Annotated in this window: 25 protein-coding genes; 10 read left to right on the forward strand and 15 right to left on the reverse strand. The window is 56.5% G+C overall.

What is annotated here, in order from left to right; genetic code table 11:
• The first annotated feature begins 68 nt into the window (after positions 1-68).
• From fieF to F0319_RS15980, 5 genes are all read left to right on the forward strand, one after another.
• Positions 69-962: a CDF family cation-efflux transporter FieF gene (gene fieF / locus F0319_RS15960; RefSeq protein ID WP_023309697.1), complete on the forward strand. Its 894-nt coding sequence runs from the start codon at positions 69-71 to the stop codon at positions 960-962.
• 174 nt (positions 963-1,136) lie between these two features.
• Positions 1,137-2,099 (forward strand): 6-phosphofructokinase, encoded by a 963-nt coding sequence (pfkA, locus tag F0319_RS15965; RefSeq protein ID WP_023309696.1) that lies wholly within the window; start codon positions 1,137-1,139, stop codon positions 2,097-2,099.
• Between the two features lie 234 nt (positions 2,100-2,333).
• Positions 2,334-3,323: a sulfate ABC transporter substrate-binding protein gene (locus F0319_RS15970; RefSeq protein ID WP_029741703.1), complete on the forward strand. Its 990-nt coding sequence runs from the start codon at positions 2,334-2,336 to the stop codon at positions 3,321-3,323.
• A gap of 107 nt (positions 3,324-3,430) precedes the next feature.
• The gene (locus F0319_RS15975) at positions 3,431-4,174 is read left to right on the forward strand and encodes a CDP-diacylglycerol diphosphatase (RefSeq protein ID WP_111963956.1); all 744 of its coding nucleotides are present in this window, start codon (positions 3,431-3,433) and stop codon (positions 4,172-4,174) included.
• Between the two features lie 73 nt (positions 4,175-4,247).
• The gene (locus F0319_RS15980; RefSeq protein WP_149367354.1) at positions 4,248-5,552 is read left to right on the forward strand and encodes an SLC13 family permease; all 1,305 of its coding nucleotides are present in this window, start codon (positions 4,248-4,250) and stop codon (positions 5,550-5,552) included.
• A gap of 81 nt (positions 5,553-5,633) precedes the next feature.
• Here F0319_RS15980 and tpiA read toward each other — a convergent pair whose 3' ends face one another.
• Together tpiA and F0319_RS15990 are read right to left on the reverse strand one after the other, a co-directional pair.
• Positions 5,634-6,401, reverse strand: coding sequence for a triose-phosphate isomerase (gene tpiA / locus F0319_RS15985; RefSeq protein WP_003862019.1), 768 nt, complete (start codon positions 6,399-6,401; stop codon positions 5,634-5,636).
• A gap of 111 nt (positions 6,402-6,512) precedes the next feature.
• Positions 6,513-7,109 carry a DUF1454 family protein gene (locus F0319_RS15990; protein ID WP_149367355.1) on the reverse strand — a complete coding sequence of 199 codons (597 nt, stop codon included), beginning with the start codon at positions 7,107-7,109 and terminating at the stop codon, positions 6,513-6,515.
• Positions 7,110-7,221: 112 nt separating this feature from the next.
• Between F0319_RS15990 and F0319_RS15995 the strand changes: the two genes are divergently transcribed.
• Complete coding sequence (locus F0319_RS15995) at positions 7,222-7,641, forward strand: DUF805 domain-containing protein (protein ID WP_023293600.1); 420 nt, start codon at positions 7,222-7,224, stop codon at positions 7,639-7,641.
• Here F0319_RS15995 and fpr read toward each other — a convergent pair whose 3' ends face one another.
• The 4 genes from fpr to F0319_RS16015 form a co-directional block, all read right to left on the reverse strand.
• Positions 7,642-8,388 carry a ferredoxin--NADP(+) reductase gene (fpr, locus tag F0319_RS16000; protein ID WP_149367356.1) on the reverse strand — a complete coding sequence of 249 codons (747 nt, stop codon included), beginning with the start codon at positions 8,386-8,388 and terminating at the stop codon, positions 7,642-7,644.
• Between the two features lie 96 nt (positions 8,389-8,484).
• Positions 8,485-9,495 (reverse strand): class II fructose-bisphosphatase, encoded by a 1,011-nt coding sequence (glpX, locus tag F0319_RS16005; protein WP_149367357.1) that lies wholly within the window; start codon positions 9,493-9,495, stop codon positions 8,485-8,487.
• A gap of 114 nt (positions 9,496-9,609) precedes the next feature.
• Entirely contained in the window at positions 9,610-11,118 is a 1,509-nt protein-coding gene (gene glpK, locus F0319_RS16010) for a glycerol kinase GlpK (protein ID WP_023309688.1), read from the reverse strand.
• Positions 11,119-11,139: 21 nt separating this feature from the next.
• A complete protein-coding gene (locus F0319_RS16015) occupies positions 11,140-11,985 on the reverse strand; it encodes an MIP/aquaporin family protein (protein ID WP_047174104.1) in 846 nt (281 codons plus the stop codon).
• A gap of 410 nt (positions 11,986-12,395) precedes the next feature.
• Here F0319_RS16015 and zapB point away from each other — a divergent pair, with 410 nt between their 5' ends.
• Positions 12,396-12,635, forward strand: coding sequence for a septal ring assembly protein ZapB (gene zapB, locus F0319_RS16020; protein WP_010436935.1), 240 nt, complete (start codon positions 12,396-12,398; stop codon positions 12,633-12,635).
• Between the two features lie 81 nt (positions 12,636-12,716).
• On the opposite strand, the gene rraA is transcribed toward zapB, so the two are convergent.
• From rraA to priA, 7 genes are all read right to left on the reverse strand, one after another.
• Complete coding sequence (gene rraA, locus F0319_RS16025) at positions 12,717-13,202, reverse strand: ribonuclease E activity regulator RraA (RefSeq protein WP_023309687.1); 486 nt, start codon at positions 13,200-13,202, stop codon at positions 12,717-12,719.
• A gap of 92 nt (positions 13,203-13,294) precedes the next feature.
• Positions 13,295-14,215, reverse strand: a complete 921-nt coding sequence (gene menA, locus F0319_RS16030) for a 1,4-dihydroxy-2-naphthoate polyprenyltransferase (protein WP_033146936.1) — start codon at positions 14,213-14,215, stop codon at positions 13,295-13,297.
• A gap of 68 nt (positions 14,216-14,283) precedes the next feature.
• A complete protein-coding gene (gene hslU / locus F0319_RS16035) occupies positions 14,284-15,618 on the reverse strand; it encodes an HslU--HslV peptidase ATPase subunit (protein WP_023309685.1) in 1,335 nt (444 codons plus the stop codon).
• A gap of 9 nt (positions 15,619-15,627) precedes the next feature.
• On the reverse strand, positions 15,628-16,158 hold the full coding sequence (gene hslV / locus F0319_RS16040; RefSeq protein WP_008501802.1) for an ATP-dependent protease subunit HslV: 531 nt from the start codon (positions 16,156-16,158) through the stop codon (positions 15,628-15,630).
• A 94-nt stretch (positions 16,159-16,252) separates the two neighbouring features.
• Positions 16,253-17,248 (reverse strand): cell division protein FtsN, encoded by a 996-nt coding sequence (ftsN, locus tag F0319_RS16045; RefSeq protein WP_111963962.1) that lies wholly within the window; start codon positions 17,246-17,248, stop codon positions 16,253-16,255.
• Positions 17,249-17,341: 93 nt separating this feature from the next.
• Complete coding sequence (cytR, locus tag F0319_RS16050; protein WP_024909190.1) at positions 17,342-18,367, reverse strand: DNA-binding transcriptional regulator CytR; 1,026 nt, start codon at positions 18,365-18,367, stop codon at positions 17,342-17,344.
• 119 nt (positions 18,368-18,486) lie between these two features.
• Positions 18,487-20,682 (reverse strand): primosomal protein N', encoded by a 2,196-nt coding sequence (gene priA, locus F0319_RS16055; protein WP_149367358.1) that lies wholly within the window; start codon positions 20,680-20,682, stop codon positions 18,487-18,489.
• Between the two features lie 200 nt (positions 20,683-20,882).
• Here priA and rpmE point away from each other — a divergent pair, with 200 nt between their 5' ends.
• The gene (gene rpmE, locus F0319_RS16060; protein WP_003862040.1) at positions 20,883-21,095 is read left to right on the forward strand and encodes a 50S ribosomal protein L31; all 213 of its coding nucleotides are present in this window, start codon (positions 20,883-20,885) and stop codon (positions 21,093-21,095) included.
• Between the two features lie 48 nt (positions 21,096-21,143).
• Here the strand turns inward: rpmE and metJ are convergent, their stop codons facing one another.
• Positions 21,144-21,461 carry a met regulon transcriptional regulator MetJ gene (metJ, locus tag F0319_RS16065; protein WP_015966498.1) on the reverse strand — a complete coding sequence of 106 codons (318 nt, stop codon included), beginning with the start codon at positions 21,459-21,461 and terminating at the stop codon, positions 21,144-21,146.
• 276 nt (positions 21,462-21,737) lie between these two features.
• On the opposite strand from metJ, the gene metB reads away from it, so the two are divergent.
• Positions 21,738-22,898, forward strand: coding sequence for a cystathionine gamma-synthase (gene metB, locus F0319_RS16075; protein ID WP_045909121.1), 1,161 nt, complete (start codon positions 21,738-21,740; stop codon positions 22,896-22,898).
• Positions 22,899-22,900: 2 nt separating this feature from the next.
• The gene (locus F0319_RS16080) at positions 22,901-25,333 is read left to right on the forward strand and encodes a bifunctional aspartate kinase/homoserine dehydrogenase II (protein WP_115876989.1); all 2,433 of its coding nucleotides are present in this window, start codon (positions 22,901-22,903) and stop codon (positions 25,331-25,333) included.
• A 55-nt stretch (positions 25,334-25,388) separates the two neighbouring features.
• Here F0319_RS16080 and argH read toward each other — a convergent pair whose 3' ends face one another.
• Positions 25,389-26,762 carry an argininosuccinate lyase gene (argH, locus tag F0319_RS16085; protein WP_039264229.1) on the reverse strand — a complete coding sequence of 458 codons (1,374 nt, stop codon included), beginning with the start codon at positions 26,760-26,762 and terminating at the stop codon, positions 25,389-25,391.
• Positions 26,763-26,825: the final 63 nt, after the last annotated feature.

Below are 26,825 nucleotides of genomic sequence, written 5' to 3' on the forward strand. Positions count from 1 at the left end.
ACCGTTTATTCATCCTTTGACTCCCCATGCTTCCGTTATACTAGCGGCATAACATGACAGGAGCGTTTATGAATCAATCCTATGGAAGACTGGTCAGCCGGGCCGCCATTGCGGCGACCGTCATGGCCTCCAGCCTGTTACTGATTAAAATCTTTGCGTGGTGGTATACCGGCTCGGTCAGTATTCTGGCGGCGCTGGTGGACTCGCTGATGGATATTGCCGCCTCGTTGACCAACCTGCTGGTGGTGCGTTACTCGCTGCAGCCAGCGGACGAAGAGCACACGTTTGGGCACGGCAAAGCGGAGTCGCTGGCCGCGCTGGCGCAAAGTATGTTCATTTCCGGCTCTGCGCTGTTCCTGTTTTTAACCGGCATTCAGCATCTCGTTTCGCCAACACCGATGAACGATCCCGGCGTGGGCGTCGTTGTGACGATAGTCGCGCTTATATGCACCCTTGTTCTGGTAACGTTCCAGCGCTGGGTTGTTCGCAAAACGCAAAGCCAGGCTGTACGGGCGGATATGCTTCATTATCAATCTGATGTTATGATGAATGGGGCTATTCTTATTGCGCTCGGTCTGGCCTGGTATGGCTGGCATCGCGCCGATGCGTTGTTTGCGTTAGGGATTGGTATCTATATTTTATATAGCGCCCTGCGGATGGGGTATGAAGCGGTGCAATCACTGCTTGACCGCGCCCTACCGGACTCAGAACGTAATGAAATTTTTTCTATCGTGACCTCCTGGCCCGGCGTCAGCGGTGCACACGATCTTCGAACGCGGCAGTCAGGGCCGACCCGCTTTATACAGATTCATATTGAAATGGAAGACAACCTGCCACTGGTACAGGCTCACGTTATTGCTGAGCAGGTCGAGCAGGCGATTTTGCAGCGTTTTCCTGGTTCAGACGTCATCATTCACCAGGATCCCTGCTCGGTTGTACCCGGTCATGTTGGGCTTTCGTAATTCGTTGTAAAAAAGTGAGCCAGGCCAGCATTTTGTGTATAAATTACCGCCGTTTGGTCTGACCTGAATCAATTCAGCTGGAAGGGATTGATATACTATTTGCAGTATTCGTTGGTCGATAAGTTTCTTCCGGCAACAGATTTCAATTTTGCATTCCTAAGTTCAGAGGTAGTCATGATTAAGAAAATCGGTGTGTTGACAAGCGGCGGTGATGCGCCGGGCATGAACGCGGCAATTCGTGGTGTTGTCCGTGCAGCGCTGACGGAAGGCCTGGAAGTTTTTGGCGTTTATGACGGTTATCTGGGCCTGTATGAAGATCGTATGGTTCAGCTCGACCGCTACAGCGTGTCTGACATGATCAACCGTGGCGGTACTTTCCTCGGTTCTGCGCGCTTCCCGGAATTCCGCGACGAACACGTTCGTGAAGTGGCTATCGAAAACATGAAGAAACGTGGTCTGGACGCCCTGGTGGTTATCGGTGGTGACGGTTCCTACATGGGTGCAAAACGTCTGACCGAAATGGGTTTCCCGTGCATCGGTCTGCCTGGCACCATCGACAACGACATCAAAGGCACTGACTACACTATCGGCTTCTTTACTGCACTCGGTACCGTTGTTGAAGCGATTGACCGCCTGCGTGACACCTCGTCTTCTCACCAGCGTATCTCTATCGTTGAAGTGATGGGTCGTTACTGTGGCGACCTGACGCTGGCGGCTGCCATTGCGGGCGGTTGCGAATTTATCGTCGTGCCAGAAGTCGAATTTAGCCGTGAAGATCTGGTGGCTGAAATCAAAGCGGGCATCGCGAAGGGTAAAAAACACGCGATCGTCGCTATCACCGAGCACATCTGTGACGTTGACGAGCTGGCGAAGTACATCGAAGCCGAAACCAAACGCGAAACCCGCGCGACCGTACTGGGTCACATCCAGCGTGGCGGTTCCCCAGGCCCTTACGACCGTATTCTGGCGTCCCGTATGGGCGCGTACGCGATCGATCTGCTGCTGCAGGGCCACGGCGGCCGCTGCGTCGGTATTCAGAACGAAAAACTGGTTCACCACGACATCATCGACGCGATTGAAAACATGAAGCGTCCGTTCAAAGGCGACTGGCTGGACTGCGCGAAAAAACTGTACTGATCGGCTCTGTTGCCCGGTGGCGGCAAGGTAAATGCAAAACGGTAACCCTTGGGTTACCGTTTTTTTTTATGTTTGCTCCCTCTCACGTGGGAGAGGGATGGGGTGAGGGCATCATGCCGCTCATACCCCTCTTTTATTCCACTACGTTATAGCCAATCTTTTTTTATTCTTTAATCCTCGATTCGCTTTCTGGCACGCTGCATTCATCAAAACACTACACAAGAGAGCTGGGCGATGAATAAATGGGGCGTGGGTTTAACATTATTGCTGGCATCGACCAGCGTTCTGGCTAAGGACATTCAGTTATTAAACGTGTCATACGACCCGACGCGTGAACTGTACGAGCAATACAACAAAGCGTTTGCGGCGCACTGGAAGCAGGAAACCGGCGATAATGTCGTAGTTCGCCAGTCTCACGGAGGTTCTGGCAAGCAGGCGACCTCCGTCATCAACGGCATTGAAGCCGACGTGGTGACCCTGGCGCTGGCCTACGATGTCGACGCGATCGCCGAGCGCGGTCGCATCGACAAAAACTGGATCAAACGCCTGCCGGATAACTCCGCACCCTACACCTCGACCATCGTCTTCCTGGTGCGTAAAGGCAACCCGAAACAAATTAAAGACTGGAACGACCTGATCAAACCTGGCGTTTCTGTGATTACCCCGAACCCGAAAAGCTCCGGCGGTGCTCGCTGGAACTACCTGGGCGCATGGGGTTACGCGCTGCATCACAACAACGGCGACCAGGCCAAAGCGCAGGAGTTCGTGAAGGCGCTGTATAAAAACGTTGAGGTGCTGGACTCCGGCGCGCGTGGTGCCACCAACACCTTCGTCGAGCGCGGGATTGGCGACGTGCTGATTGCATGGGAAAACGAAGCGCTGCTGGCGACCAACGAACTGGGTAAAGACAAATTCGAGATCGTGACCCCGAGCGAATCGATTCTGGCTGAGCCGACCGTTTCCGTGGTCGATAAAGTGGTTGAGAAGAAAGATACCAAAGCGGTGGCGGAAGCTTACCTGAAGTATCTCTATTCGCCAGAGGGCCAGGAAATTGCGGCGAAAAACTTCTATCGTCCACGCGATCCGGCTGTTGCGAAGAAATACGAAAGCGTATTCCCTAAACTGAAACTCTTCACCATCGATGACGAGTTCGGCGGCTGGACGAAAGCGCAGAAAGAGCACTTCTCTAATGGCGGTACCTTCGACCAAATCAGCCAGCGCTAACCATTAGCCTGTGACACGGTGACCCGGCGTGAGAAATCCGCCGGGTTTTTTATTTGGTCATCATTTTGCGTTACTCTTTTGCCTCAATCGAAAACAGGGAACGCGTTGTGAAAAAAATTATCTTATTGATCCTCCTTGTCATCGCCCTTGCCGCTGGCGGTGTGTACTGGATGAAGGCGGGTAATCCGAATGCGTTAAGACATATCGTTCTCGACCAGTGTGTGCCGAATCAGATCCAGAATCGTAACCCGGCACCGTGTGCGCAGGTGAAAACGGATGCAGGCTATGTGATATTTAAAGACCGCAACGGGCCGCTGCAATACCTGCTGATGCCGACCTATCGCATCAACGGCACCGAGAGCCCGCTGTTGACCGAAGCGCATACGCCGAACTTTTTCTGGCTGGCGTGGCAGTCGCGCAGCTTTATGACCCTGAAGCGTGGAGCCGAGGTGCCTGACAGCGCCATTTCGCTGACGATTAACTCCCCGACAGGGCGCACGCAGAACCACTTTCATATTCATATCTCCTGCCTTCGCCCGGACGTGCGCGAGAAGCTCAACGCGGCACAGGGAGAAATCAGCACCCAGTGGCTGCCTCTTCCTGGGGGACTGGAAGGACATGAGTATCTTGCTCGTCGGGTGACGGAGAATGAACTGGTCCAGCGCAGCCCGTTTATGATGCTGGCAGAAGAGCTGCCGGAAGCGCGCGACCATATGGGGCGTTTCGCACTGGCGATGGCGCAGCAGTCTGATGGTTCGTTTGTGTTGCTGGCGACCGAGCGTAACCTGCTCACGCTTAACCGCGCGTCTGCGGAGGAACTGCAGGATCATCAATGCGCTATCCTGAAGTAACCCCACCATAAATCGCGTTTACTCGGGCTGCCTGTCACCGTAGACTTGCTCAAAAATACTACAGGAGACAGGTATGTCGCTCTGGTCAACGTATCCTCTGCTGCTGCCCTCACTGATCGTTGGCGTCACCATCGTGCTGTGGGCGACGTCGCTATTGCCGGAATTCATCACCGCGCTGCTGTTCTTCACGGCGGCAATGACTGCGAAGATCGCCCCGCCGGAGGTCATCTTTGGCGGTTTTGCCTCGTCTGCTTTCTGGCTGGTCTTCAGCGGATTCGTGCTCGGCGTGGCTATCCGTAAAACCGGACTGGCAGACAGGGCCGCCAGGGCGCTGTCGGCAAGGCTCACCGACTCCTGGGTGTTGATGGTGGCGAGCGTGGTGCTGCTGAGCTACGCGCTGGCGTTTGTGATGCCGTCGAATATGGGACGTATTGCGCTGCTGATGCCGATTGTCGCCGCGATGGCGAAACGCGCCGGTATCTCAGACGGCTCCTGCGCGTGGTTTGGTCTGGCGCTGGCGGTAGGGTTTGGGACTTTCCAGCTTTCGGCGACGATTCTGCCCGCTAATGTCCCTAACCTGGTTATGAGCGGTGCGGCGGAAGGTTCGTACGGCATCCATCTGAACTATGTCCCTTATCTGCTGCTGCACACGCCGGTGCTGGGCATTCTCAAAGGCCTGATTCTGATTGGCCTCATCTGCTGGCTATTTCCTGGCAACCCAAAACCGCCTAAGGAACAGGCGCCGTCTGAGCCTATGGGGCGGGACGAAAAGCGTCTTGCCTGGCTGCTGGCGGTGGTGCTGGGGATGTGGGTGACGGAGAGCTGGCACGGCGTGGGGCCCGCGTGGACGGGGCTGGCGGCGTCGATCATCGTTATGCTGCCGCGCATTGGTTTCATTACCGGGGAAGAGTTTTCTGCGGGGGTGAATATGCGCACCTGTATCTACGTTGCCGGTATTCTGGGGCTGGCGATCGTCGTGACGCAAACCGGTATCGGAACAGCGGTGGGCGAGGCGTTGCTTCGCATTATGCCGCTGGATACAGACCGACCGTTCACCAGTTTCCTGGCGCTGACCGGTATTACCACCGCACTCAACTTCATTATGACCGCCAACGGCGTTCCGGCGCTGTATACCACTCTGGCGCAGAGTTTTTCGGACGCGACCGGTTTCCCGCTGCTGTCGGTGATCATGATTCAGGTGCTGGGTTACTCCACGCCGCTGTTGCCCTATCAGGCGTCGCCGATTGTGGTGGCGATGGGGTTAGGAAAGGTGCCTGCCAGGGCGGGGATGGTGCTTTGTCTGGCGCTGGCTATTGCAACGTATCTGGTGCTGCTGCCGCTGGATTATCTGTGGTTTAGCCTGCTGGGACGGCTGTAAAAAAGCCCGGTGGCGCTGACGCTTACCGGGCCTACAGAACCGTAGGGCGGGTTAGCGAAGCGCCACCCGCCACAAAGGCAATTACGCCTGTTTAGCCGCTTCTGCCGCTTTAACGATCACCGCGAAAGCGTCCGCTTTCAGGGATGCACCGCCAACCAGCGCGCCATCGATGTCTGGCTGGGTGAACAGCTCAGCAGCGTTGGAAGCGTTAACGGAACCGCCGTACTGGATAATCACTTGCTCAGCGACTTTGGCGTCAGCTTTCGCAATGTGGTCACGAATGAATTTGTGAACAGCCTGAGCCTGTGCAGGGGTTGCTGATTTGCCGGTACCGATCGCCCAGACTGGCTCGTAAGCGATAACCGCGCCTTCGAACGCTGCCGCGCCCTGGGTTTTCAGCACTGCGTCGATCTGACGTGCGCACACTTCTTCAGTTTTGCCCGCTTCGTTTTCTGCTTCGGTTTCACCGATGCACAGAACCGGGATCAGACCCTGCTCTTTCAGCACGGCGAATTTCTTCGCGATGAACTCGTCGGATTCTTTGTGATAGGTGCGACGCTCGGAGTGGCCGATGATGATGTATTTCGCGCCGATATCTTTCAGCATTTCAGCGGAGGTTTCACCGGTGAACGCGCCAGACAGGTTAACGTCAACGTTCTGCGCGCCCAGAATGATGTGGCTGCCGTCAGCGGCACGTTTAGCCAGATCCAGGTACATATCCGGCGGAGCGATAGCAACCGCGCAGCCGGTCACGCCAGCCAGCTCTTTACGCAGGTTCGCAACCAGTTCGTTTACCATGTGGCGGCTGCCGTTCAGTTTCCAGTTACCCATCACTAAAGGATGTCGCATTTCAATTCTCCACGCTAAATAAGCGAATTAAGGAATATGGCCACCCTGTCGGGCAGCATGGTCTGTGAATCAGTATAGAGATTTTCCCTCGAAAGGCTTTGCTTTTTGTCATTAATTCGCCCCGCCGAGAGTGTCAGATAGTGCCAGCTTAATCGGTTCAACAGCGAAGGTCAGTCCTTTTTCGCCGTTGTCCGCCACAACATAGCGGATCGCGCCTTCGGTATCGGCGTAGTAACGCTTGTTTTTACCGGCAGCGAGGAGTTTCTGCAGCTTTTGCTGGCTTTGCTTTTTCGTCAGTGCCGGGGTAAACGCCTGCAGGACCGCGCTCATGTACTCAAGCGCTTTCGCCTTAGCGGCTTTCTGCTCTGGCCCCTGTATCGGCAGCCAGGTGATTTGCATGCTTTTGATTTTTAACGTTCCGCGCTCCAGCGCCGTCGAGGCATACAAATTCTCATTAATCTTGCTTGCCGCACGAGTCAGTGTGGGGGTATCGCGGGAGCCATCAATGGCGCGAAACTCATCCAGCGGCAGCGTGGGGTTGGCCTGATTGAAGGCTTCACGAAACTGGCTGATGGACTGATCGAACGACGGGGCGCCCGCCAGCAGATACGGCGCTGTGGTGGGGGCAGTGGTTTCGGCGGCGTGCAGGGGAAAACCCGCGCTGAGCACCGCTAAACACAGGAAAAGAGAATGTGCCGAACTTTTCATCAACATTGTCCCTGGCCGTAAGTGCTCATGATTAAAACGATATCTGGTCGGCTTGTCAAAAGGTCACAACTCCAGGGTAAAATGCGCGCTATACGATAATAAGGAACCTTACATGACCATACAGCAGTGGCTGTTTTCATTCAAAGGGCGTATTGGACGCCGTGATTTCTGGATCTGGATGGTGACGTGGGTTGTCGCCATGCTGCTTCTGTTTTTCGTTGCTTACAACGCATGGCTGAGCACGCAAACGGCGGCCTTCGCGCTGGTCTGCCTGCTATGGCCAACGGCGGCTGTTGTTGTTAAACGCCTGCACGACCGCGGTCGTTCCGGCGCGTGGGCATTTCTGATTATTCTGGCGTGGATGCTGGTTGCGGGGAACTGGGCGATGCTTCCGTCCATCCTGCCGTGGGTTGTGGGCAGGCTGCTGCCTTCGGTCATCTTCGTGATGATGATTGTCGATCTGGGCGCGTTTATCGGCACCCAGAGCGAAAACAAATACGGTAAAGATACCGTTGAGGTGAAATACCGCTGATCACCAGTAGTGTTCAGCGGTCATATGGCCCGGCCGGCGGCGAAGATGTTTCGTCATCTGCCGGGTATCCTTCAGAAGCTGCTGCGTGTCCCGTACCATCTGCGGGTTGCCACACAGCATGACGTGGCTGGTTTCAGCGTTCAGCGGCAAACCCACCGCCTCTTCCAGGGCTCCACTCTCAATTAACGCCGGCACGCGACCGGTCAGCGTTCCAGCTACGGTTTCGCGGCTGACCACCGTCTGAATCTTTAACTTGCCGCCGTACTGCTGCTCCAGCGCCTGCATCTGCGGCAGGTAGCTCAGGTCTGCAGCGTAGCGCGCAGCGTGCACCAGCACGATGTTTTTAAAGCGCTCCAGATCTTTGCCGTACTGCAAAATAGAGAGATAAGGGCCGATGGCCGTACCGGTTGCCAGCATCCAGAGCGTGTCACAATCCGGGATCTCTTCGAGCACAAAGAAGCCTGCCGCTTCACTCACAATTTGCACGTCGTCGCCGGGCTTAAGGGCGGCAAGGCGCGGGCTGAGCTTACCGTCAGGAACGGTGACGAGATAGAACTCGAGATCCGGGTTATCAGGCGCGTTAACGTAAGAGTAGGCGCGCTGCACGCGCTCGCCGTCGACATCCAGTCCCAGCTTTGCAAATTGCCCGGCTTTAAACGGGTGAACGGGAGCATGTACGGTGAGACTAAATAGCGCATCGGTCCAGAACTGTACCTTTGTGACTTTACCTGTTACCCAGTCCGCCATGATCTTCTCCTGTGCTGTTTCTCTGTTCTATCTTCCGTACTTGTGGTGACAATTTCCAGCCCGTCAGGGCCGGAAAGCTCTATCGATCAAACGGTTTTACAGAATGTGCGTCTGTACGTCCGGGTCTTTGAGGTCGAGATAGTGGATAGACTGGATGCGACGAATGGTGCGTGATTTACCGCGGATCAGCAGCGTTTCGGTGGTCGCCATATTGCCCTTGCGGGTGATGCCGTCCAGCAGATCGCCTTTGGTGATGCCGGTCGCCGAGAAGACCACGTTATCGCTACGGGCCATCTCGTCCAGCGCGAGCACTTTATTGGCCTCGATGCCCATCGCTTCGCAGCGCGCCAGCTCGTTTTCTCCGATACGGCGGTTCTCTTCGCTGTCGCCTTTCACCTCGTGGCGGGGCAGCAGACGGGCCTGCATATCGCCATCGAGCGCGCGGATCACTGCCGCAGAGACCACACCTTCCGGTGCGCCGCCGATGCCGTACAGCACGTCTACTTCGCTGTCCGGCATGCAGGTAAGGATCGAGGCGGCAACGTCACCGTCCGGAATGGCAAACACGCGCACGCCGAGCTTTTGCATCTGCGCGATGGTGGCGTCGTGGCGCGGTTTCGCCAGAATCGTCACGGTGAGTTCGCTAAGGGGTTTGCCCAGGGCTTTGGCGACGTTGTGCAGGTTCTCTTCCAGCGGCAGGCTAAGGTCGATTGCGCCTTTCGCGCCAGGACCGACAATCAGCTTTTCCATGTACATATCCGGCGCGTTAAGGAAGCAGCCTTTATCGCCCACGGCCAGCACCGCCAGGGCGTTGGCCTGACCCATTGCGGTCATGCGGGTACCTTCGATCGGGTCGACGGCAATATCCACGGCATCGCCTTTGCCGGTACCGACTTTTTCACCAATATAGAGCATTGGCGCTTCGTCGATCTCGCCTTCGCCGATCACGATGGTGCCGTCGATGTTGACCTGATTAAGTACAATGCGCATGGCATGGACGGCTGCACCGTCTGCGGTATTTTTATCGCCACGACCCAGCCACTTATAGCCTGCAAGGGCTGCCGCTTCGGTGACGCGGGAAAACTCGATAGCAAGTTCACGTTTCATGAGGTACTCGTGCAATCAAAAGGAATTGCACGAAGTTTATCACAGTGTGGGGAGGGGTGTTTTAAGTCCCCTCTCCCCAAAGGGGAGAGGGTTAGGGTTAGGAGAAAGTTTGTCTTACTCCTCGTGTTCTTCCCACGCCAGGGCGCGTTTCACCGCTTTCTTCCAGCCGCTGTAGCGGAAGTTACGCTCGGTGGTTTCGATGCCCGGGCGGAACTCGCGTTCGATAACCGCTTTTTCCTGCAGCTCGTCCAGGTTCTGCCAGAAGCCTACCGCCAGACCGGCAAGGTACGCCGCACCCAGCGCCGTCACTTCACGCACTTCAGGGCGCTCAACGCGGGTGCCCAGAATGTCGGACTGGAACTGCATCAGGAAGTTATTCGCTACCGCACCACCGTCCACGCGCAGGGCGTGCAGACGAATGCCGGAGTCCGCCTGCATCGCTTCCAGCACGTCGCGGGTCTGGTAGGCGATGGATTCCAGAGTGGCGCGAATAATGTGGTTAGAGTTCACGCCACGCGTCAGTCCGAAAATCGCGCCGCGTGCATACGGATCCCAGTAGGGTGCGCCCAGACCGGTGAATGCAGGCACCACGTACACGCCGTTGGTGTCTTTCACTTTGGTGGCGAAGTACTCGGAGTCGAATGCATCGCTGATCAGCTTCATCTCGTCACGCAGCCACTGGATAGACGCACCGGCCATGAACACAGCACCTTCCAGGGCATAGTTCACTTCGCCGCGCGGGCCGCAGGCGATGGTGGTCAGCAGACCGTTTTCTGATTTCACCGCTTTCTCACCGGTGTTCATCAGCATAAAGCAGCCGGTGCCGTAGGTATTCTTCGCCATCCCTTCCTTGACGCACAGCTGGCCGAACAGCGCCGCCTGCTGGTCACCGGCGATACCGGCGATAGGAATACGGGTGCCACCTTTACCGCCGATGTTGGTCTGGCCGTAAACCTCAGAAGACTTGCGCACTTCAGGCAGCATCGCACGTGGGATATCCAGCGCGTCCAACATCTTGTCATCCCACTCCAGGGTGTTGATGTTGAACAGCATGGTACGCGAGGCGTTGGTGTAATCGGTGACGTGGACGCGTCCCTGGGTCATCTTCCAGATAAGCCAGGTGTCGACGGTGCCGAACAGCAGCTCGCCGCGTTTTGCACGCTCGCGTGAACCTTCCACGTGGTCGAGGATCCATTTCACTTTGGTGCCGGAGAAGTACGGGTCAACCACCAGGCCGGTGGCGCTGCGCACGTACTCTTCCATACCGTCGCGCTTCAGCTGTTCGCAAATCTCAGAGGTACGGCGGCACTGCCAGACGATGGCGTTGTAAATAGGCTTACCGGTTTCGCGTTCCCAGACGATCGTCGTTTCACGCTGGTTAGTGATACCAATCGCGGCAATCTCGTCGGAACTGATATCGGCTTTCGCCAGCACTTCGACCAGCGTGGAGCTTTGTGACGCCCAAATCTCCATCGGGTCGTGTTCTACCCAGCCTGGACGAGGATAAATTTGCTCAAATTCGCGCTGTGACACGCTGACGATGTTCGCGTCATGATCCATTACGACAGCGCGGGAGCTGGTAGTGCCCTGGTCGAGCGCAACGATATATTTTTTTTCGGTCATGGTATGTGTCCCGTAGTCAGATTACAGCGAAGCTTTTTGTTGTGCGGTAGAAGTCGTTTCCTTCTCATCTTCCACACAGGTGTCGCACGGTAAGTGGCGACCAATTAATTTGCGGTAGCTAAACGCACCCAGCGCAGCCCCGACAACCGGCGCAAACAGCGGCACCAGGAAGTAAGGAATGTCTTTGCCACCTGTGAAGGCGACATCGCCCCAGCCTGCGATAAAGGCGAACGCTTTTGGTCCGATATCACGTGCCGGGTTCATCGCGAAGCCGGTCAGCGGGCCCATGGATGCGCCAATTACCGCAATCAGCAGGCCAATCAGCAGGGGGGCCAGCGGGCCGCGCGGAATGCCGTTTCCGTCGTCGGTCAGCGCCAGGATAACGCCCATCAGAATAGCGGTAATCACCATTTCAACTGCGAACGCCTGCACAAAATTGATGTGCGGGTTTGGATAGGTTGAGAAGATGCCTGCCAGATCCAGACTTTCGACGCTACCGCGCACCATATGATGCGTCTGTTCGAAGTCGATGAAAAGATTGTAATAAAGCCCGTAAACTAACGCCGCTGCGCAAAACGCGCCGGCAAATTGAGAAAGAATGAAAGGAACAACTTTGCGTCCGTCAAAGCACGCGAACAGCCACAGTGCGATTGTCACCGCCGGGTTAAGATGTGCACCAGAAACCCCTGCAGTCAGGTAGATGGCCATCGCCACGCCCAGACCCCAGATGATACTGATTTCCCACTGACCAAAACTGGCACCCGCCACTTTCAGTGCAGCGACACAGCCCACTCCGAAGAATATCAACAACCCGGTACCAAGGAACTCGGCAATGCACTGGCCTTTTAAGGTTGATGTCTGACTCATAATCGGAATCCTGAAGAAATTGATGTTTATTGTTAGCATGGCCGCCCGTGACAGCCACGATGCCCTGTAGACATAGTGTTAATTTATCGTTAACGAGCAAAAACGAGAAATATCGAAATCAAAATGTGTGGTCTGCGTCAATAAAATGAGCGTTTTCGCGCCATAAAGCACATTTTTGCAGCAGTACAGGATCAGTGCAGGAATGTGAGCTGAATCATTTCATTAACGAATCAGTTAACAATTTAGGGGTATATGACGCGAACACACCAGGACCAGACCTAAAAGTGTTGCAAACCGCGATCTGCGCGGTGTGTCGCTGGACACAGAGCGCCGCGCTCCATACAATCGACGGTATATGTCGTGCGCGTTTATGTTAAAGCGTCGCCTTGCAATTCAGGAGAGGTAGCATCATGTCTTTAGAAGTGTTTGAGAAACTGGAATCGAAAGTACAGCAGGCGATTGACACCATCACCCTGCTGCAGATGGAAATTGAAGAGCTGAAAGAGAAGAACAACAGCCTGGCGCAGGAAGTTCAGAACGCGCAGCACGGCCGCGAAGAACTGGAGCGCGAAAACAACCAGCTGCGCGAGCAACAGAACGGCTGGCAGGATCGCCTGCAGGCGCTGCTGGGACGTATGGAAGAAGTGTGATCCCCGCTGGGATAAACCAGGGACAAAAAAACCGCCACATTGCTGTTGGCGGTTTTTTTATGGTCCACGCTTACGGTTTTATTACTCGATATCCAGCGGATCTTCGGAAAGGATAATGCCGGTATTATCAGCGTAGAGATGGTCGCCTGAGAAGAAGGTCACGCCGCCGAAATTGACGCGCACGTCGCTTTCGCCGATGCCGTCACCTGCCGCCCCTACCGGTATGGCTGCGATGGCCTGAATCCCGATATCCAGGTCTTCCAGATCGTCCACCTGGCGCACGGAACCGTACACTACAAGGCCTTCCCACTCATTCTGAACGGCAATGCCGGCCAGTTCAGCATCAATTAATGCCCGGCGCACGGAACCGCCGCCGTCGACCACAAGAACGCGGCCGCGGCCGTTCTGTTCGAGCAGATCGTACAGCAACCCGTTGTCCTCGAAACATTTCACCGTGACGATTTGACCGCCAAATGATGACCGCCCACCAAAGTTGGAGAACAGCGGTTCAACGACGTTGACATCTTCCTGGTAGATGTCACAAAGCTCGGAGGTATCGTATTTCATAGGTTTAACGCTCAGTTGCTGCGAATGTGTTCAGTATATCGTGCGAAATGCGTTGTTGGCAAAATCATCAATTGTTAATTGATATTTGTCAGCTAACGCAGCGTCTGGCTTAACACAATCCCGATGACGAACAACAGGTTAGTCAGCAACGCGCCTTTTACCGTGCGTTCCAGCATCGGCGGCATGGCGGACGGGCTGAGTTCACGCATCACAAAGCGGGCCTGCTTAATCAGCAGCGGCGCGGCAAGCACAAACAGCCAGCCCCACAGGCTCTGCAAGGAAATCAGGTTAAACAGCGCCAGGCAAACCAGCGCGCCAATGAGCAGGCAGGCATGATAGCGGCGCGCATTGACCGGCCCCAGACGAACCGCCAGGGTGTTTTTACCGTTCTCGCGATCGCTGTCGATGTCGCGCAGGTTGTTGATGTTGAGCACAGCCGTCGCCAGCAGACCGCAGGCGGTCGCGGGCAGGAACAGGGCAGGGATCACCGTATGCGCCTGCAGGTACCAGCTTCCCATCACGCTCAGCCAGCCGAAGAACACCAGTACGGAGATATCCCCGAGTCCAATATAACCGTAAGGACGCGTGCCGACGGTGTAGGTGATGGCCGCGATAATGGCCAATAAACCCAACACCAGGAAACCAATAAAATCGCTGGTGGTTTTAGACGCCACCGTTACCAGCGCCAGTCCGGAAACGCAGATCAGCACCACGGTGATAATCAGCGCGCGTTTCATCTGCGCCTGGGTAATCACCCCTTTCTGCATTCCGCGCAGTGGCCCTATGCGGTCCGGCTTGTCGCTGCCTTTTACCGCGTCGCCGTAGTCGTTGGCGAGATTGGAGAGAATTTGCAGCAGGCCGGCGGTAATCAGTGCCAGCGCGGCAACCAGCGGATCGAAATAACCCTGCCACCAGGCAAGGGCGGTGCCGACGATAATCGCGGCAAAGGCCAGAGGAAGTGTTTTAGGGCGCAGACTTTCGAGCCACGCCTGCGTACGGCTGATGTCAGTCATAAGTATTTAGCCAATAAAAATGGGGGCATTAGCCCCCATTAAACGTGATGAGAATCCAGTAACCGCGATTATAGGATAAAACGGCTCAGATCTTCATCTGCCACTAACGCATCCAGATGTTTACTCACATATTCTGCGTCAATGGTAACGGTTTGACCGTTCAGGTCGCTCGCGTCGTAAGAGATATCTTCCACCAGGCGTTCCAGCACGGTGTGCAGACGACGCGCACCGATGTTTTCGGTGGTTTCGTTCACCTGCCATGCGGCCTGGGCAATACGTTTGATACCGTCTTCGGTGAACTCGAGGTTCACGCCTTCGGTCGCCATCAGCGCTTTGTACTGTACTGTAGCAGAGGCGTTTGGCTCGGTCAGGATACGTTCGAAATCTTCGGTGGTCAGCGCCTGCAGCTCAACGCGGATAGGCAGACGGCCCTGCAGCTCCGGGATCAGATCCGACGGGCTGGCAACCTGGAAGGCACCTGATGCGATAAACAGGATGTGGTCCGTTTTCACCATGCCGTGCTTGGTGGAGACGGTGCAACCTTCTACCAGCGGCAGCAGGTCGCGCTGAACGCCTTCGCGGGACACATCCGGGCCGGAGCTGTTGCCGCCGCGCTTACAAATTTTGTCGATTTCGTCGATAAACACGATACCGTGCTGCTCAACCGCGTCGATAGCATCCTGCTTCAGCTCTTCCGGGTTCACCAGCTTCGCCGCTTCTTCTTCAATCAGCAGCTTCATCGCGTCTTTAATTTTCAGCTTACGCGCTTTCTGCTTCTGTCCGCCCAGGTTCTGGAACATGGACTGGAGCTGACTGGTCATCTCTTCCATGCCCGGAGGTGCCATAATTTCCACACCCATTGGCGCGGCAGCGAGATCGATCTCAATCTCTTTGTCATCCAGCTGGCCTTCACGCAGTTTTTTGCGGAACGCCTGACGCGCGGCTGAAGGCTCAGCCTGCTGTTCTGCCTGGCCCCAGTTGTTTTTTGCCGGTGGGATCAGAACGTCGAGAATGCGCTCTTCGGCCATCTCTTCCGCGCGATAGCGGTTTTTCTCGATTGCCTGGACGCGCACCATCTTGATTGCCGAGTCGGTCAGATCGCGGATGATGGAGTCAACTTCTTTACCCACGTAGCCCACCTCGGTGAACTTGGTGGCTTCAACTTTGATGAACGGCGCGTTAGCCAGCTTCGCCAGACGACGGGCGATTTCGGTTTTACCGACGCCGGTCGGGCCGATCATCAGAATGTTTTTCGGGGTCACTTCGTGGCGCAGCTCTTCATCAAGCTGCATACGACGCCAGCGGTTACGCAGGGCGATAGCCACGGAACGCTTGGCGTTATCCTGGCCGATAATGTGTTTGTTCAGTTCGCTGACAATTTCGCGTGGGGTCATTTCAGACATGGGAGATCCTTACGCTTTGGAGGTCAATTCTTCGATGGTGTGGTTGTGGTTGGTATAAATGCAGATATCACCTGCAATATCCAACGCCTTCACCGCGATATCACGCGCGTTCATGTCGGTATTCTCCAACAGCGCGCGGGCTGCAGCCTGGGCATAAGGGCCGCCAGAGCCGATGGCAATCAGATCATTTTCCGGCTGAATGACGTCACCATTACCGGTGATGATAAGCGAGGCGGTTTCATCGGCCACGGCCAGCAGCGCTTCGAGCTTGCGCAGCATGCGGTCGGTACGCCAGTCTTTCGCCAGCTCAACGGCAGCTTTCACCAGATGACCCTGGTGCATTTCCAGTTTGCGTTCAAACAGTTCAAACAGCGTGAAGGCGTCCGCCGTGCCGCCAGCAAAACCGGCGATCACTTTGTCGTTGTAGAGACGGCGCACTTTCTTCACGTTGCCTTTCATGACGGTATTACCCAGCGTGGCCTGGCCATCACCGGCGATTACCACATGGCCGTTACGGCGTACACTTACTATTGTTGTCACGAGCAGACCCCCTGGTTACAGAATCGGGAAACAGAAGCCCTGAGCCTGTGCTCAGGGCTGAATTAAATGATAGATGGGGGGGATTTTGGGGGTTTCAACCCCCGGAGGCGAGTCGAATGCAGTTTGTGTGACCGGCGATTTTCAAACGCGAAATGGTGCCATCGGCATTTTCTTTGCCTTTGACCGGCCCAATCACCACGCGATTCCAGCCGTTATTGGTGGTAATACGCGAATCAAACCCTTCGAAGGCCAGCTGCGCACGCACCGTTTCCGCCTGCTCTGCACCTTTGAACGAACCGCACTGCACCATCCAGCGGCGTTCGTCTTTTTTCTCAGCCGTCTGCTTCGGCGCCTCGGTCTCTTTAGTGACCGGCGCGGCCTGCTGCGTTTTTGGCTGCTGCGCGGTAGTATGCGCTGGCGTCTGCAGCAGATCCTGATACGGCTGAGCCGCCTGTTTCTGCGGCTGAGTTTTCGGCTGCTGCTGGACAGGCTGAGACTGCACCGTACGCGTCGGCTGCTGATACGGCTGTTCCGTTACCCGCGGCTGTGCCTTAGGCTGCTGCACCGGCTGGGTTTGTGCCCACTGTTGCTGTTGTTGCTGCTGGATCTGCTGTTGCGCCTGACGTCGCTGCAGCGTTTGCTGGCGCTGTGCCGGGGTCTGCTCATTCCACGGCACTTCGTTCAGCTGTGTAGGCTGCTGGCGCATATCGGCCTGCATTTGTGCCAGCAGCTGACGCTGTTCATCCGTTAGCTGATTCGCATTCTGCACTTCACCACCCGCAGAAGGTTCAGTTGGCGCACGTACCCCAGGCTGACGGCTTTCCAGCTCTTTGATATAGCGCCAGCGCTCTTCAGGCTTCGGAGGAAGGCCATTTCCGGCCACTTTGCTTGCCTGAAGCGCCTCAGACTCTTCTTTTTTATGGTGCGTGATAAAGTACAGGCCACCAATAAAGGCGACGACTACAGCCGCAGCAATAGCGACCATTGCTGGCGAGACAGCAGGCAGGTTACGTTGCTTTTTTCTTGAGCTACTCTTTTTGCGTCGCGAAGGTGCCGGCTGGCCGCGACGTACATAATCTCGTTGTGCCACTATCGTTTCGCTGTATTTATTCGTTCGTCAGTCCGCCATGTTACTTAAGCGGCGGGGCTTTGACCAGATAAGGGTATCCGAAAGACGTTTACTTTAAGTCAATGCCTGGGTAGTGCCGCGGACGATCAGTTCACAGTCAAGCAACCGCGAGCCGCTGCTAACTGTTTGACCGTGAAGCTGATCCAGCAGAAGAAGCATCGCTTCGCGGCCGATTTGGTAGCGCGGCTGAGCGACCGTTGAGAGCGGCGGATCGCAAAATTCCGAAAGCGAAATATTATCGAAACCGATGATCGATAAATCTTTAGGTATGCGAAGGCCGCGGCGTTTGGCATACGATAATGCGCCCAGCGCCATCACGTCGCTGTGACAAAATACGGCGGTTGGCGGCTCAGGCAGGTCCAGAAGTTTCTCCAGCGCCTGTCCGCCTGCAGCGAAGGTAAAATCGCCGCGCGCAATGTAGTGCGGATCGACGGTAGCGCCGGTACGGCGCAGCGCCTGAACGTAGCCCTGCAGACGGTAGTGACACAGCGGCATCTCTTCCGGTCCGGCGATGCAGCCAATACGCTTATGCCCCAGCTCCTGGAGATAATTTACGGCGTTGAACGCGGCGGTGAGGTTATCGATATGGACCGTCGGCAGCTCCAGCTCTGGCGCAAACTCGTTGGCCATGACCATCGGCGGTAAATTACGCTGCTCTTCAATGCTGGCATCAAACGGCAGACGAGAGCCAAGCAAAAGCATGCCGTCGATCTGCTTGGTGATAATGAGGTCGATGAAGGTTTTTTCCTGCTGATTCTGATGAGCACAGTCGCCAATCAGCACCAGGTAACCTTGTTCCGCCGCGGTGACTTCAATACCGCGGATAATCTCGCTGAAGAAGGGGTCACAGATGTCCGGCACAATCACCAGAATGGTGCGCGACTCGTTGCGTTTAACGTTACGCCCCATCGCCTGTGGGAAATAGCCCACTTCCAGCGCAGCCTGCTCCACCCGGTTACGGGTCGCCTGGGAGACTTTATCCGGGTTCATTAATGCGCGGGATACCGTTGCTGTAGAGACTTGTGCTTTCTGGGCAACGTCTTTCATGGTCGCCGGTGCAACCTCTTTCCTGGACTTCAACGTCTTCTCCTCGCCTGAACACCGAACTTCTGACATCACCATTTTTACAGATTGTTAATGGAATCGGTTACAGAATTTTCATAAAAAATGTGAGGAGAGTTAAATTTTTCGATCCAGCTTCAGCCTTCGATGGGGTCGACGTCCAGCACCCACTTCACTTTTCGCGCTTCGGGCAGGGTGTTAATCAGCACCAGCGCGCCGCTAACAATATGCTGAAGACGAATGCGCGAGGGGTGCTGGAGCAAGATCTGCCAGCGGAAACGGCCGCCGCGTTTTGGCGCGAGGGCAGGCACCGGGCCCAAAATCCACAGCTGACTATCCACCAGCGGGCTGGCCTGCAGGAGGTTTCTCAGCTGCTGTAGGAAAAGTGGCGCCTGCTGGTTGTTATGATCTTCCGCGCGGATGATGACGTGGCTTGTCCACGGCGGTAGCTGCATGGTCTGGCGCTCGGCCAGCGTCTGCTCGGCAAAGGCGTCATAGCCTTTGTGCAGCAAGGTTTGCAGCAGCGGGTGCTCCGGGTGGTGCGTTTGCAACACCACTTCGCCCTGTTTACCGGCGCGTCCTGCACGTCCGGCTACCTGGGTATAAAGCTGGGCGAAGCGCTCGGCTGAACGAAAATCTGCCGAGAACAGCGCGCCGTCCACGTCCAGCAGGGCGACCAGCGTCACGTCCGGAAAATGGTGACCTTTAGCCAGCATCTGGGTGCCAATCAGGATGCGCGCGCCACCGCGATGCACTTCCGCCAGCTGCTGTTCGAGCGCGCCTTTGCGGCTGGTGGTGTCCCGGTCGATACGCGAAATCGGCACGTCCGGGAAGAAGGGACCAAGCGCCTGTTCAAGCTGTTCCGTTCCCAGACCGACCGGCACGATATGCGTTGAACCACATGACGGGCACTGGCGCGGCACCGGACGCTGGCTGTCACAGTGGTGGCAGCGCAAATGCCGCTGGGCCTGGTGGAAGGTATAGTAGTGGTCGCAGCGCGGGCATTCGGCAATCCAGCCGCAGTCGTGGCACAGGAGGGCGGGGGCGAATCCGCGGCGGTTCAGAAACAGAATGACCTGATTCCCCGCCTGCAGGTGCTGGCGCATGCGGGTAATCAGTGCAGGCGCAAGCCCGGCCTGAACCTGCTGACCTTTCAGATCCAGCACGTGCTGAATGGCCGGACGAGCATTCCCCGCCCGACGCGTCAGGCGCAGCATGTGGTATTTACGCTGGCGCACGTTGTGCAGCGTTTCGAGCGCCGGCGTGGCGGAGCCGAGAATAATGGGAATCTGCTCGCTGTGCGCGCGATAGACCGCCAGATCGCGTGCATGGTAGCGCCAGCCTTCCTGCTGTTTATAGGAGCTGTCGTGCTCTTCGTCGATCACAATAACGCCAAGATTTTTAAACGGCGTAAACAGCGATGAACGGGTGCCGATCACAATCGCCGCTTCGCCGTTTTTCGCTTTCAGCCAGGCGCTGAGGCGTTCGCTGTCGTTCAGGCCGGAGTGCAGCACCTCAACCGGTGCGTTAAAGCGTTCGCGGAATCGGGCGATGGTTTGCGGCGTCAGGCCAATTTCCGGCACCATCACCAACGCCTGTTTCCCCTGAGCGAGCACGTTTTCCAGCACGCTCAGGTAGACTTCGGTCTTGCCGGAACCGGTGACCCCCGCCAGCAGCCAGGCAGAGAAACGATCGGAGGCGCTATGAATCGCGCCTACCGCGGTGGCCTGTTCGGTATTCAGACGCAGGCGATCACCTGAAACGGAGAAACTCTCCCGCCAGTCGTTCAGAGCAGGCGCTTCGCTGGCCAGTTCGCTTAGCCCTTTCTTTCTTAATGCCTGTAGCGCCGTTTCGCTGACCTCAAGCTCGTCGACCTGATGCCGCCAGATTTTCCCCTGACGCAGCGCCGCCAGCGCCTGCTGCTGCTTCTGCGAGCGCTTCAGGCTGTTGATGTCGACGGCCTGGCCTTCCTCCGTGGCAAACCAGTACCACATTGGCGCATGGCTGGCGCTCTTGCCCTGACGCAGCATAATTGGCAGAGCGTGGAACAGGACGTCGCCGATCGGGTGATGATAATAATCCGCCGCCCACAGCAGCAGTCGCCATATGCTGGTGGAGTAAACCGGCTCGCTGTCCAGCACCTCAACGACTGATTTCAGCTCATTAAGCGGTAGCTCGCTTTTATCGCTGACGGAGACGACGATCCCCACGCGCTGCTGTTTGCCAAACGGCACGGTCACGCGGCAGCCCGCTTTGGCGCTCATGCTGTCGGGCAGGAGATAGTCAAAGGTGCGGGGAAGCGGAACGGGCAGGGCAACGTGAGCGACGGGCATCGAATCTTCCTGACTTGAAAAGTGGCGCGTTAGTATACACATTAGTAAAAGCGGCGTGCGGATCAGTTTGCATACGTTGGTCAAATTCTGTATGATTCGCCGCCTTTGGTGTACTTTACGCCAAAGAACTTACAATCAACATCGCGTGGTGTCTGGCGTTAGGGCTGGAAGAGCGACGCGGCCTTAACTGAGGTTCTCCCATGAAAAAAGATATTCACCCGAAATACGAAATGATTACTGCAAACTGTTCTTGCGGTAACTCTATCCAGATCCGCTCTACCGTGGGTCACGATCTGAACCTGGACGTGTGCGGCAAATGCCACCCGTTCTACACTGGTAAGCAGCGTGACGTTGCAACCGGTGGCCGTGTTGACCGCTTCAACAAGCGTTTCAGCATCCCGGGCGCTAAATAAGTTTCCCGAAAAAAAGGCACCGCAAGGTGCCTTTTTTGTATCCGCTTCTCAGTATTCCCACGTCTCCGGGTCAATACCCAGTTCACGCATGATCACCTTCGCCTCTTCCGGGATTTCATCACTACGCTCTTTGCGCAGATCTTCATCGTTCGGCAACGGTTGACCGGTAAACGCATGCAGAAACGCTTCGCACAGCAGTTCGCTGTTGGTCGCGTGGCGCAGGTTGTTCACCTGACGACGCGTACGTTCATCGGTGAGGATCTTCAACACCTTCAGAGGAATGGAAACCGTAATTTTCTTTACTTGCTCACTCTTCTTACCGTGCTCAGCGTATGGGCTGATATATTCGCCGCTCCATTCAGCCATGAGATACCTTTAATCCTCTCAGTCATTTATCTAAAGGTGCAAAACCTGTAACCACCCGTTTTGAACCGCAATCTTGTCTAGTTTACCGTAGAGACGATACCGTGGCACGGATATTGCCGCTGCAGCGTGCACTAAAGCATATAATTTTAACGGCTATTTGCGCATTGCTCAATCTATACGCAAAGAAGTTTAGATGTCCAGATGTATTGACGTCCATACTTTCAATGTTTACTCTGGTGCCTGACTTTTCACCTCATTCGCCAGGAAGCCCTCACCATGACGCGTAAACAGGCCACTATTGCAGTGCGTAGCGGATTAAATGATGACGAGCAGTACGGCTGCGTTGTCCCGCCGATTCATCTTTCCAGTACCTACAACTTCACCGGATTTAATGAACCCCGCGCGCATGATTACTCGCGTCGTGGCAACCCTACGCGTGACGTGACCCAGCGCGCGCTTGCGGAACTGGAAGGGGGCGCAGGGGCAGTATTAACCAATACCGGGATGTCCGCCATTCACCTGGTGACCACCGTGTTCCTGAAACCGGGCGATCTGCTGGTTGCCCCACACGATTGCTACGGCGGCAGCTATCGCCTGTTTGATAGCCTGGCAAAACGCGGCTGCTATCGCGTGCTGTTTGTCGATCAAAACGACGAACAGGCGCTGAAACAGGCTCTGGCAGAGAAACCAAAGCTGGTTCTGGTGGAAAGTCCAAGTAATCCATTGTTGCGCGTTGTCGATATTGCGAAAATTTGTCAGCTCGCAAGGGATGCGGGAGCGATAAGTGTAGTGGATAATACGTTCCTCAGTCCGGCCCTTCAGAACCCACTCGCACTGGGTGCCGATCTGGTATTGCATTCATGCACTAAATATCTGAACGGCCATTCTGACGTGGTGGCAGGCGTGGTGATTGCCAAAGATCCGGATGTTGTCACCGAACTGGCATGGTGGGCCAATAACATTGGCGTCACCGCGGGCGCCTTCGACAGCTATCTGCTGTTGCGCGGCATCCGCACGCTTTCGCCGCGCATGGACGTAGCGCAGCGCAATGCCCAGGCGATTGTCGATTTCCTGAAAACCCAGCCGCTGGTGAAAAAGCTTTATCACCCGTCGCTGCCGGAAAATCAGGGGCACGAGATTGCCGCGCGCCAGCAGAAAGGGTTTGGCGCGATGTTAAGTTTTGAACTGGATGGTGACGAGCAAACGCTGCGTCGCTTCCTGAGCGGGCTGTCATTGTTTACGCTGGCGGAATCCTTAGGTGGGGTTGAAAGCTTGATCTCCCACGCCGCAACCATGACGCACGCAGGTATGGCACCGGAAGCACGTGCCGCCGCCGGGATTTCTGAGACGCTGCTGCGTATCTCAACCGGCATTGAAGATTCTGAAGATTTAATTGCCGATCTGGAAAATGGCTTCCGGATCGCAGCCAAGGGGTAATCATGAGTGTGATAGCGCAGGCAGGGGCGAAGGGTCGTCAGCTGCACAAGTTTGGTGGTAGTAGTCTTGCTGATGTGAAATGTTACCTGCGCGTTGCAGGGATCATGACGGAATATTCACAGCCGGGTGACATGATGGTTGTCTCGGCAGCGGGCAGTACCACCAACCAGTTGATTAGCTGGCTGAAACTGAGCCAGACCGATCGCCTTTCTGCGCATCAGGTGCAACAGTCCTTACGTCGTTACCAGAGCGAGCTGATTGCCGGCCTGCTGCCTGCGGACGTGGCGGACGGGCTGATCGGTGCCTTCACCCATGACCTTGAGCGTCTGGCTGCCCTGCTGGACAGCGGTATTACCGATGCGGTGTATGCCGAAGTGGTGGGCCACGGTGAAGTGTGGTCCGCACGCCTGATGGCCGCCGTGCTGCAACACCTGGGCGTGGAAGCGGCCTGGCTCGACGCGCGTGATTTCCTGCGCGCCGAACGCGCCGCGCAGCCGCAGGTGGATGAAGGGTTGTCCTACCCGCTGCTGCAGCAGCTGCTGGTGCAGCACCCGGGCAAACGTATTGTCGTCACCGGCTTTATCAGCCGCAGCAACGCGGGCGAAACCGTGCTGCTGGGCCGTAACGGATCGGACTACTCGGCAACGCAGATTGGTGCCCTGGCGGGCGTGTCCCGCGTCACCATCTGGAGCGACGTGGCCGGTGTTTACAGCGCGGACCCGCGTAAAGTTAAGGATGCCTGTCTGCTGCCGCTGCTGCGCCTGGATGAAGCCAGTGAACTGGCCCGTCTGGCGGCGCCGGTACTGCACGCGCGCACGCTGCAGCCGGTTTCCGGCAGCGATATCGACCTCCAGCTGCGCTGCAGTTACACCCCGGATCAAGGCTCCACGCGCATTGAGCGCGTGCTGGCGTCCGGTACCGGGGCACGTATTGTCACCAGTCATGACGACATCTGCCTGATTGAGTTCCAGGTGCCTGCGGGGCAGGACTTCAAGCTGGCGCATAAAGAGATCGACACGATCCTGAAACGTGCTCAGGTGCGTCCGCTGGCCGTGGGTGTTCACAATGACCGCCAGCTGCTGCAGTTCTGCTATACCGCAGAAGTGGCGGACAGCGCGCTGAAAATTCTGGATGAAGCAGGCCTGCCGGGCGAACTTCGCCTGCGTCAGGGGCTGGCGCTGGTGGCGATGGTGGGCGCGGGCGTCACCCGTAACCCTCTGCACTGCCACCGCTTCTGGCAGCAACTGAAAGGGCAGCCGGTGGAGTTCACCTGGCAGTCGGAAGAGGGCATCAGCCTGGTTGCCGTTCTGCGCAAAGGGCCAACCGAAAGCCTGATTCAGGGTCTGCATACCTCCCTGTTCCGCGCGGAAAAACGCATCGGCCTGGTGCTGTTCGGGAAAGGTAATATCGGTTCCCGCTGGCTTGAGCTGTTTGCCCGCGAACAGGTGACGCTCTCGGCGCGTACCGGGTTTGAATTTATTCTTGCGGGCGTGGTAGACAGTCGCCGCAGCCTGCTGAACTACGAAGGGCTGGACGCCAGCCGCGCGCTTGCCTTCTTTAACGATGAAGCGGTTGAGCAGGATGAAGAGTCGTTGTTCCTGTGGATGCGTGCGCACCCGTATGACGATCTGGTGGTGCTGGACGTTACCGCCAGCGAACAGCTTGCCGATCAGTACCTTGATTTCGCCAGCCACGGTTTCCACGTCATCAGCGCCAACAAGCTGGCGGGGGCGAGCAGCACCGATAAATACCGTCAGATCCACGACGCGTTTGAAAAAACTGGCCGTCACTGGCTGTATAACGCCACCGTGGGCGCGGGCCTGCCGGTTAACCACACCGTGCGTGACCTGATTGAAAGCGGCGACAGCATTCTGGCGCTGAGCGGTATCTTCTCCGGCACGCTCTCCTGGCTGTTCCTGCAGTTTGACGGCACCGTACCGTTCACCGACCTGGTGGATCAGGCGTGGCAGCAGGGCTTAACGGAACCCGATCCGCGCGTTGACCTTTCCGGTAAAGACGTGATGCGTAAGCTGGTAATCCTGGCGCGTGAAGCTGGTTACGACATCGAACCGGATTCCGTACGCGTCGAATCACTGGTGCCTGCCGGCTGTGAAGAAGGTTCTGTGGACCATTTCTTTGAAAATGGTGAAGAGCTTAACGAGCAGATGGTTCAGCGTCTGGAAGCGGCGAACGAGATGGGGCTGGTACTGCGCTATGTGGCGCGTTTTGAGGCTAACGGAAAAGCGCGAGTCGGCGTCGAGGCGGTGCGTCCTGAGCATCCGCTGGCGGCGCTGCTGCCGTGCGATAACGTCTTCGCCATCGAAAGCCGCTGGTATCGCGATAACCCGCTGGTGATCCGCGGTCCTGGCGCCGGGCGCGATGTCACCGCAGGAGCCATTCAGTCCGACATCAACCGTCTGGCTAAGCTGCTGTAACTCGTCACCCTGGCCCTCTCCCCGCATAGGGGGAGAGGGCACCAGTCAGGACAGATTAAACCAAACGGTTTTTCGCATCCGCTATCGCCTGCGCCACCTGCTTAGGCGACACGCCGCCTTTCGCGGCACGTTTATCCAGGCAAGACTGCAGCGCAAGAATCGGATACACATCATCCCCGATAACCGCGCTGAACTTCTGCAGGTCGGCCAGCGCCAGATCTTCCAGCGGTTTACCCTGACGAATAGCTTCCACTACCGCTTCACCCACAATATGGTGCGCTTCACGGAAAGGTACGCCTTTCGCCACCAGATAATCCGCCAGTTCGGTAGAGTTCGCATAGCCCTGCTGCGCCGCTTCCTGGCACCGTGGACGTTTCACCTGAATGCCGTCCAGCACCAGCGCGCCCATATGCAGACAGTCCAGCCAGGTGTCGAGCGCGTCGAACAATCCTTCTTTGTCTTCCTGCATGTCTTTGTTATACGCCAGAGGCAGCCCTTTCAGGGTCATCATCATGCCGGTCAGCGCGCCCTGCACGCGGCCACATTTACCGCGAATTAGCTCCAGCGCGTCCGGGTTTTTCTTCTGCGGCATCAGGGATGAGCCTGAGGTCACGCGGTCGGACAGCTCGACGAAGCCCGCTTCGCCAGAGTTAAAGAAGATCAGGTCTTCGGCAAAGCGCGACAGATGCACCATCCCGATCGAGGCATTGGAGAGCAGCTCCAGCACGTGGTCGCGGTCAGACACGCTGTCCAGGCTGTTACGGGTGGCGGAGGCAAAGCCCAGCCAGCCTGCCAGCTGTTCACGGTCGATTTCGTAAGCGGTTCCGGCCAGCGCGCCGCTGCCCAGCGGGCTGACGTCCAGACGTTTAAGGGTGTCCTGCAGACGGCTTTCATCACGCGCCAGCATCTCGACGTAGGCCAGACACCAGTGCGCAAAGGTCACCGGCTGGGCGCGCTGCAGGTGGGTATAACCCGGCATCACCGCGTCCTGGTTGTTCTGCGCGGTCTCCACCAGTGCGCTCTGCAGCTGACGATTAGCCGCCAGCAGTTCGCCAACGGTATCTTTACACCACAGCTTCAGATCGGTGGCGACCTGGTCGTTACGGCTGCGTCCGGTGTGCAGCTTTTTGCCCAGCTGGCCGACCTTGTCGATAAGTTTGCCTTCCACCCAGCTGTGAATATCTTCAGCATCGCTTTCGAGGATCTGCTGCGGGTTAAGACGCACCTCTTCCAGCAGATTATTCAGCGCTTCTTCCAGCTGTAATTGTTCGTCTGCGGTCAGTACGCCAACCGTCACCAGCGCTTTGGACCAGGCCACAGAGCCGACAATATCCTGTTCGGCCAGGCGGTAGTCGAAGCGCAAAGAGTCGTTGAACTGTTTGAACCGCTGATCCGCTGCCTGTGTAAAACGCCCACCCCAAAGTGCCATAACATGCTTCCTTAATATCTTTGAATTTCATTGCCCGGTGGCGCTGCGCTTACCGGGCCTACA

The sequence above is a fragment of the Enterobacter vonholyi genome (genome assembly GCF_008364555.1).
In the GTDB taxonomy this organism is placed as follows: Bacteria; Pseudomonadota; Gammaproteobacteria; order Enterobacterales; family Enterobacteriaceae; genus Enterobacter; species Enterobacter vonholyi.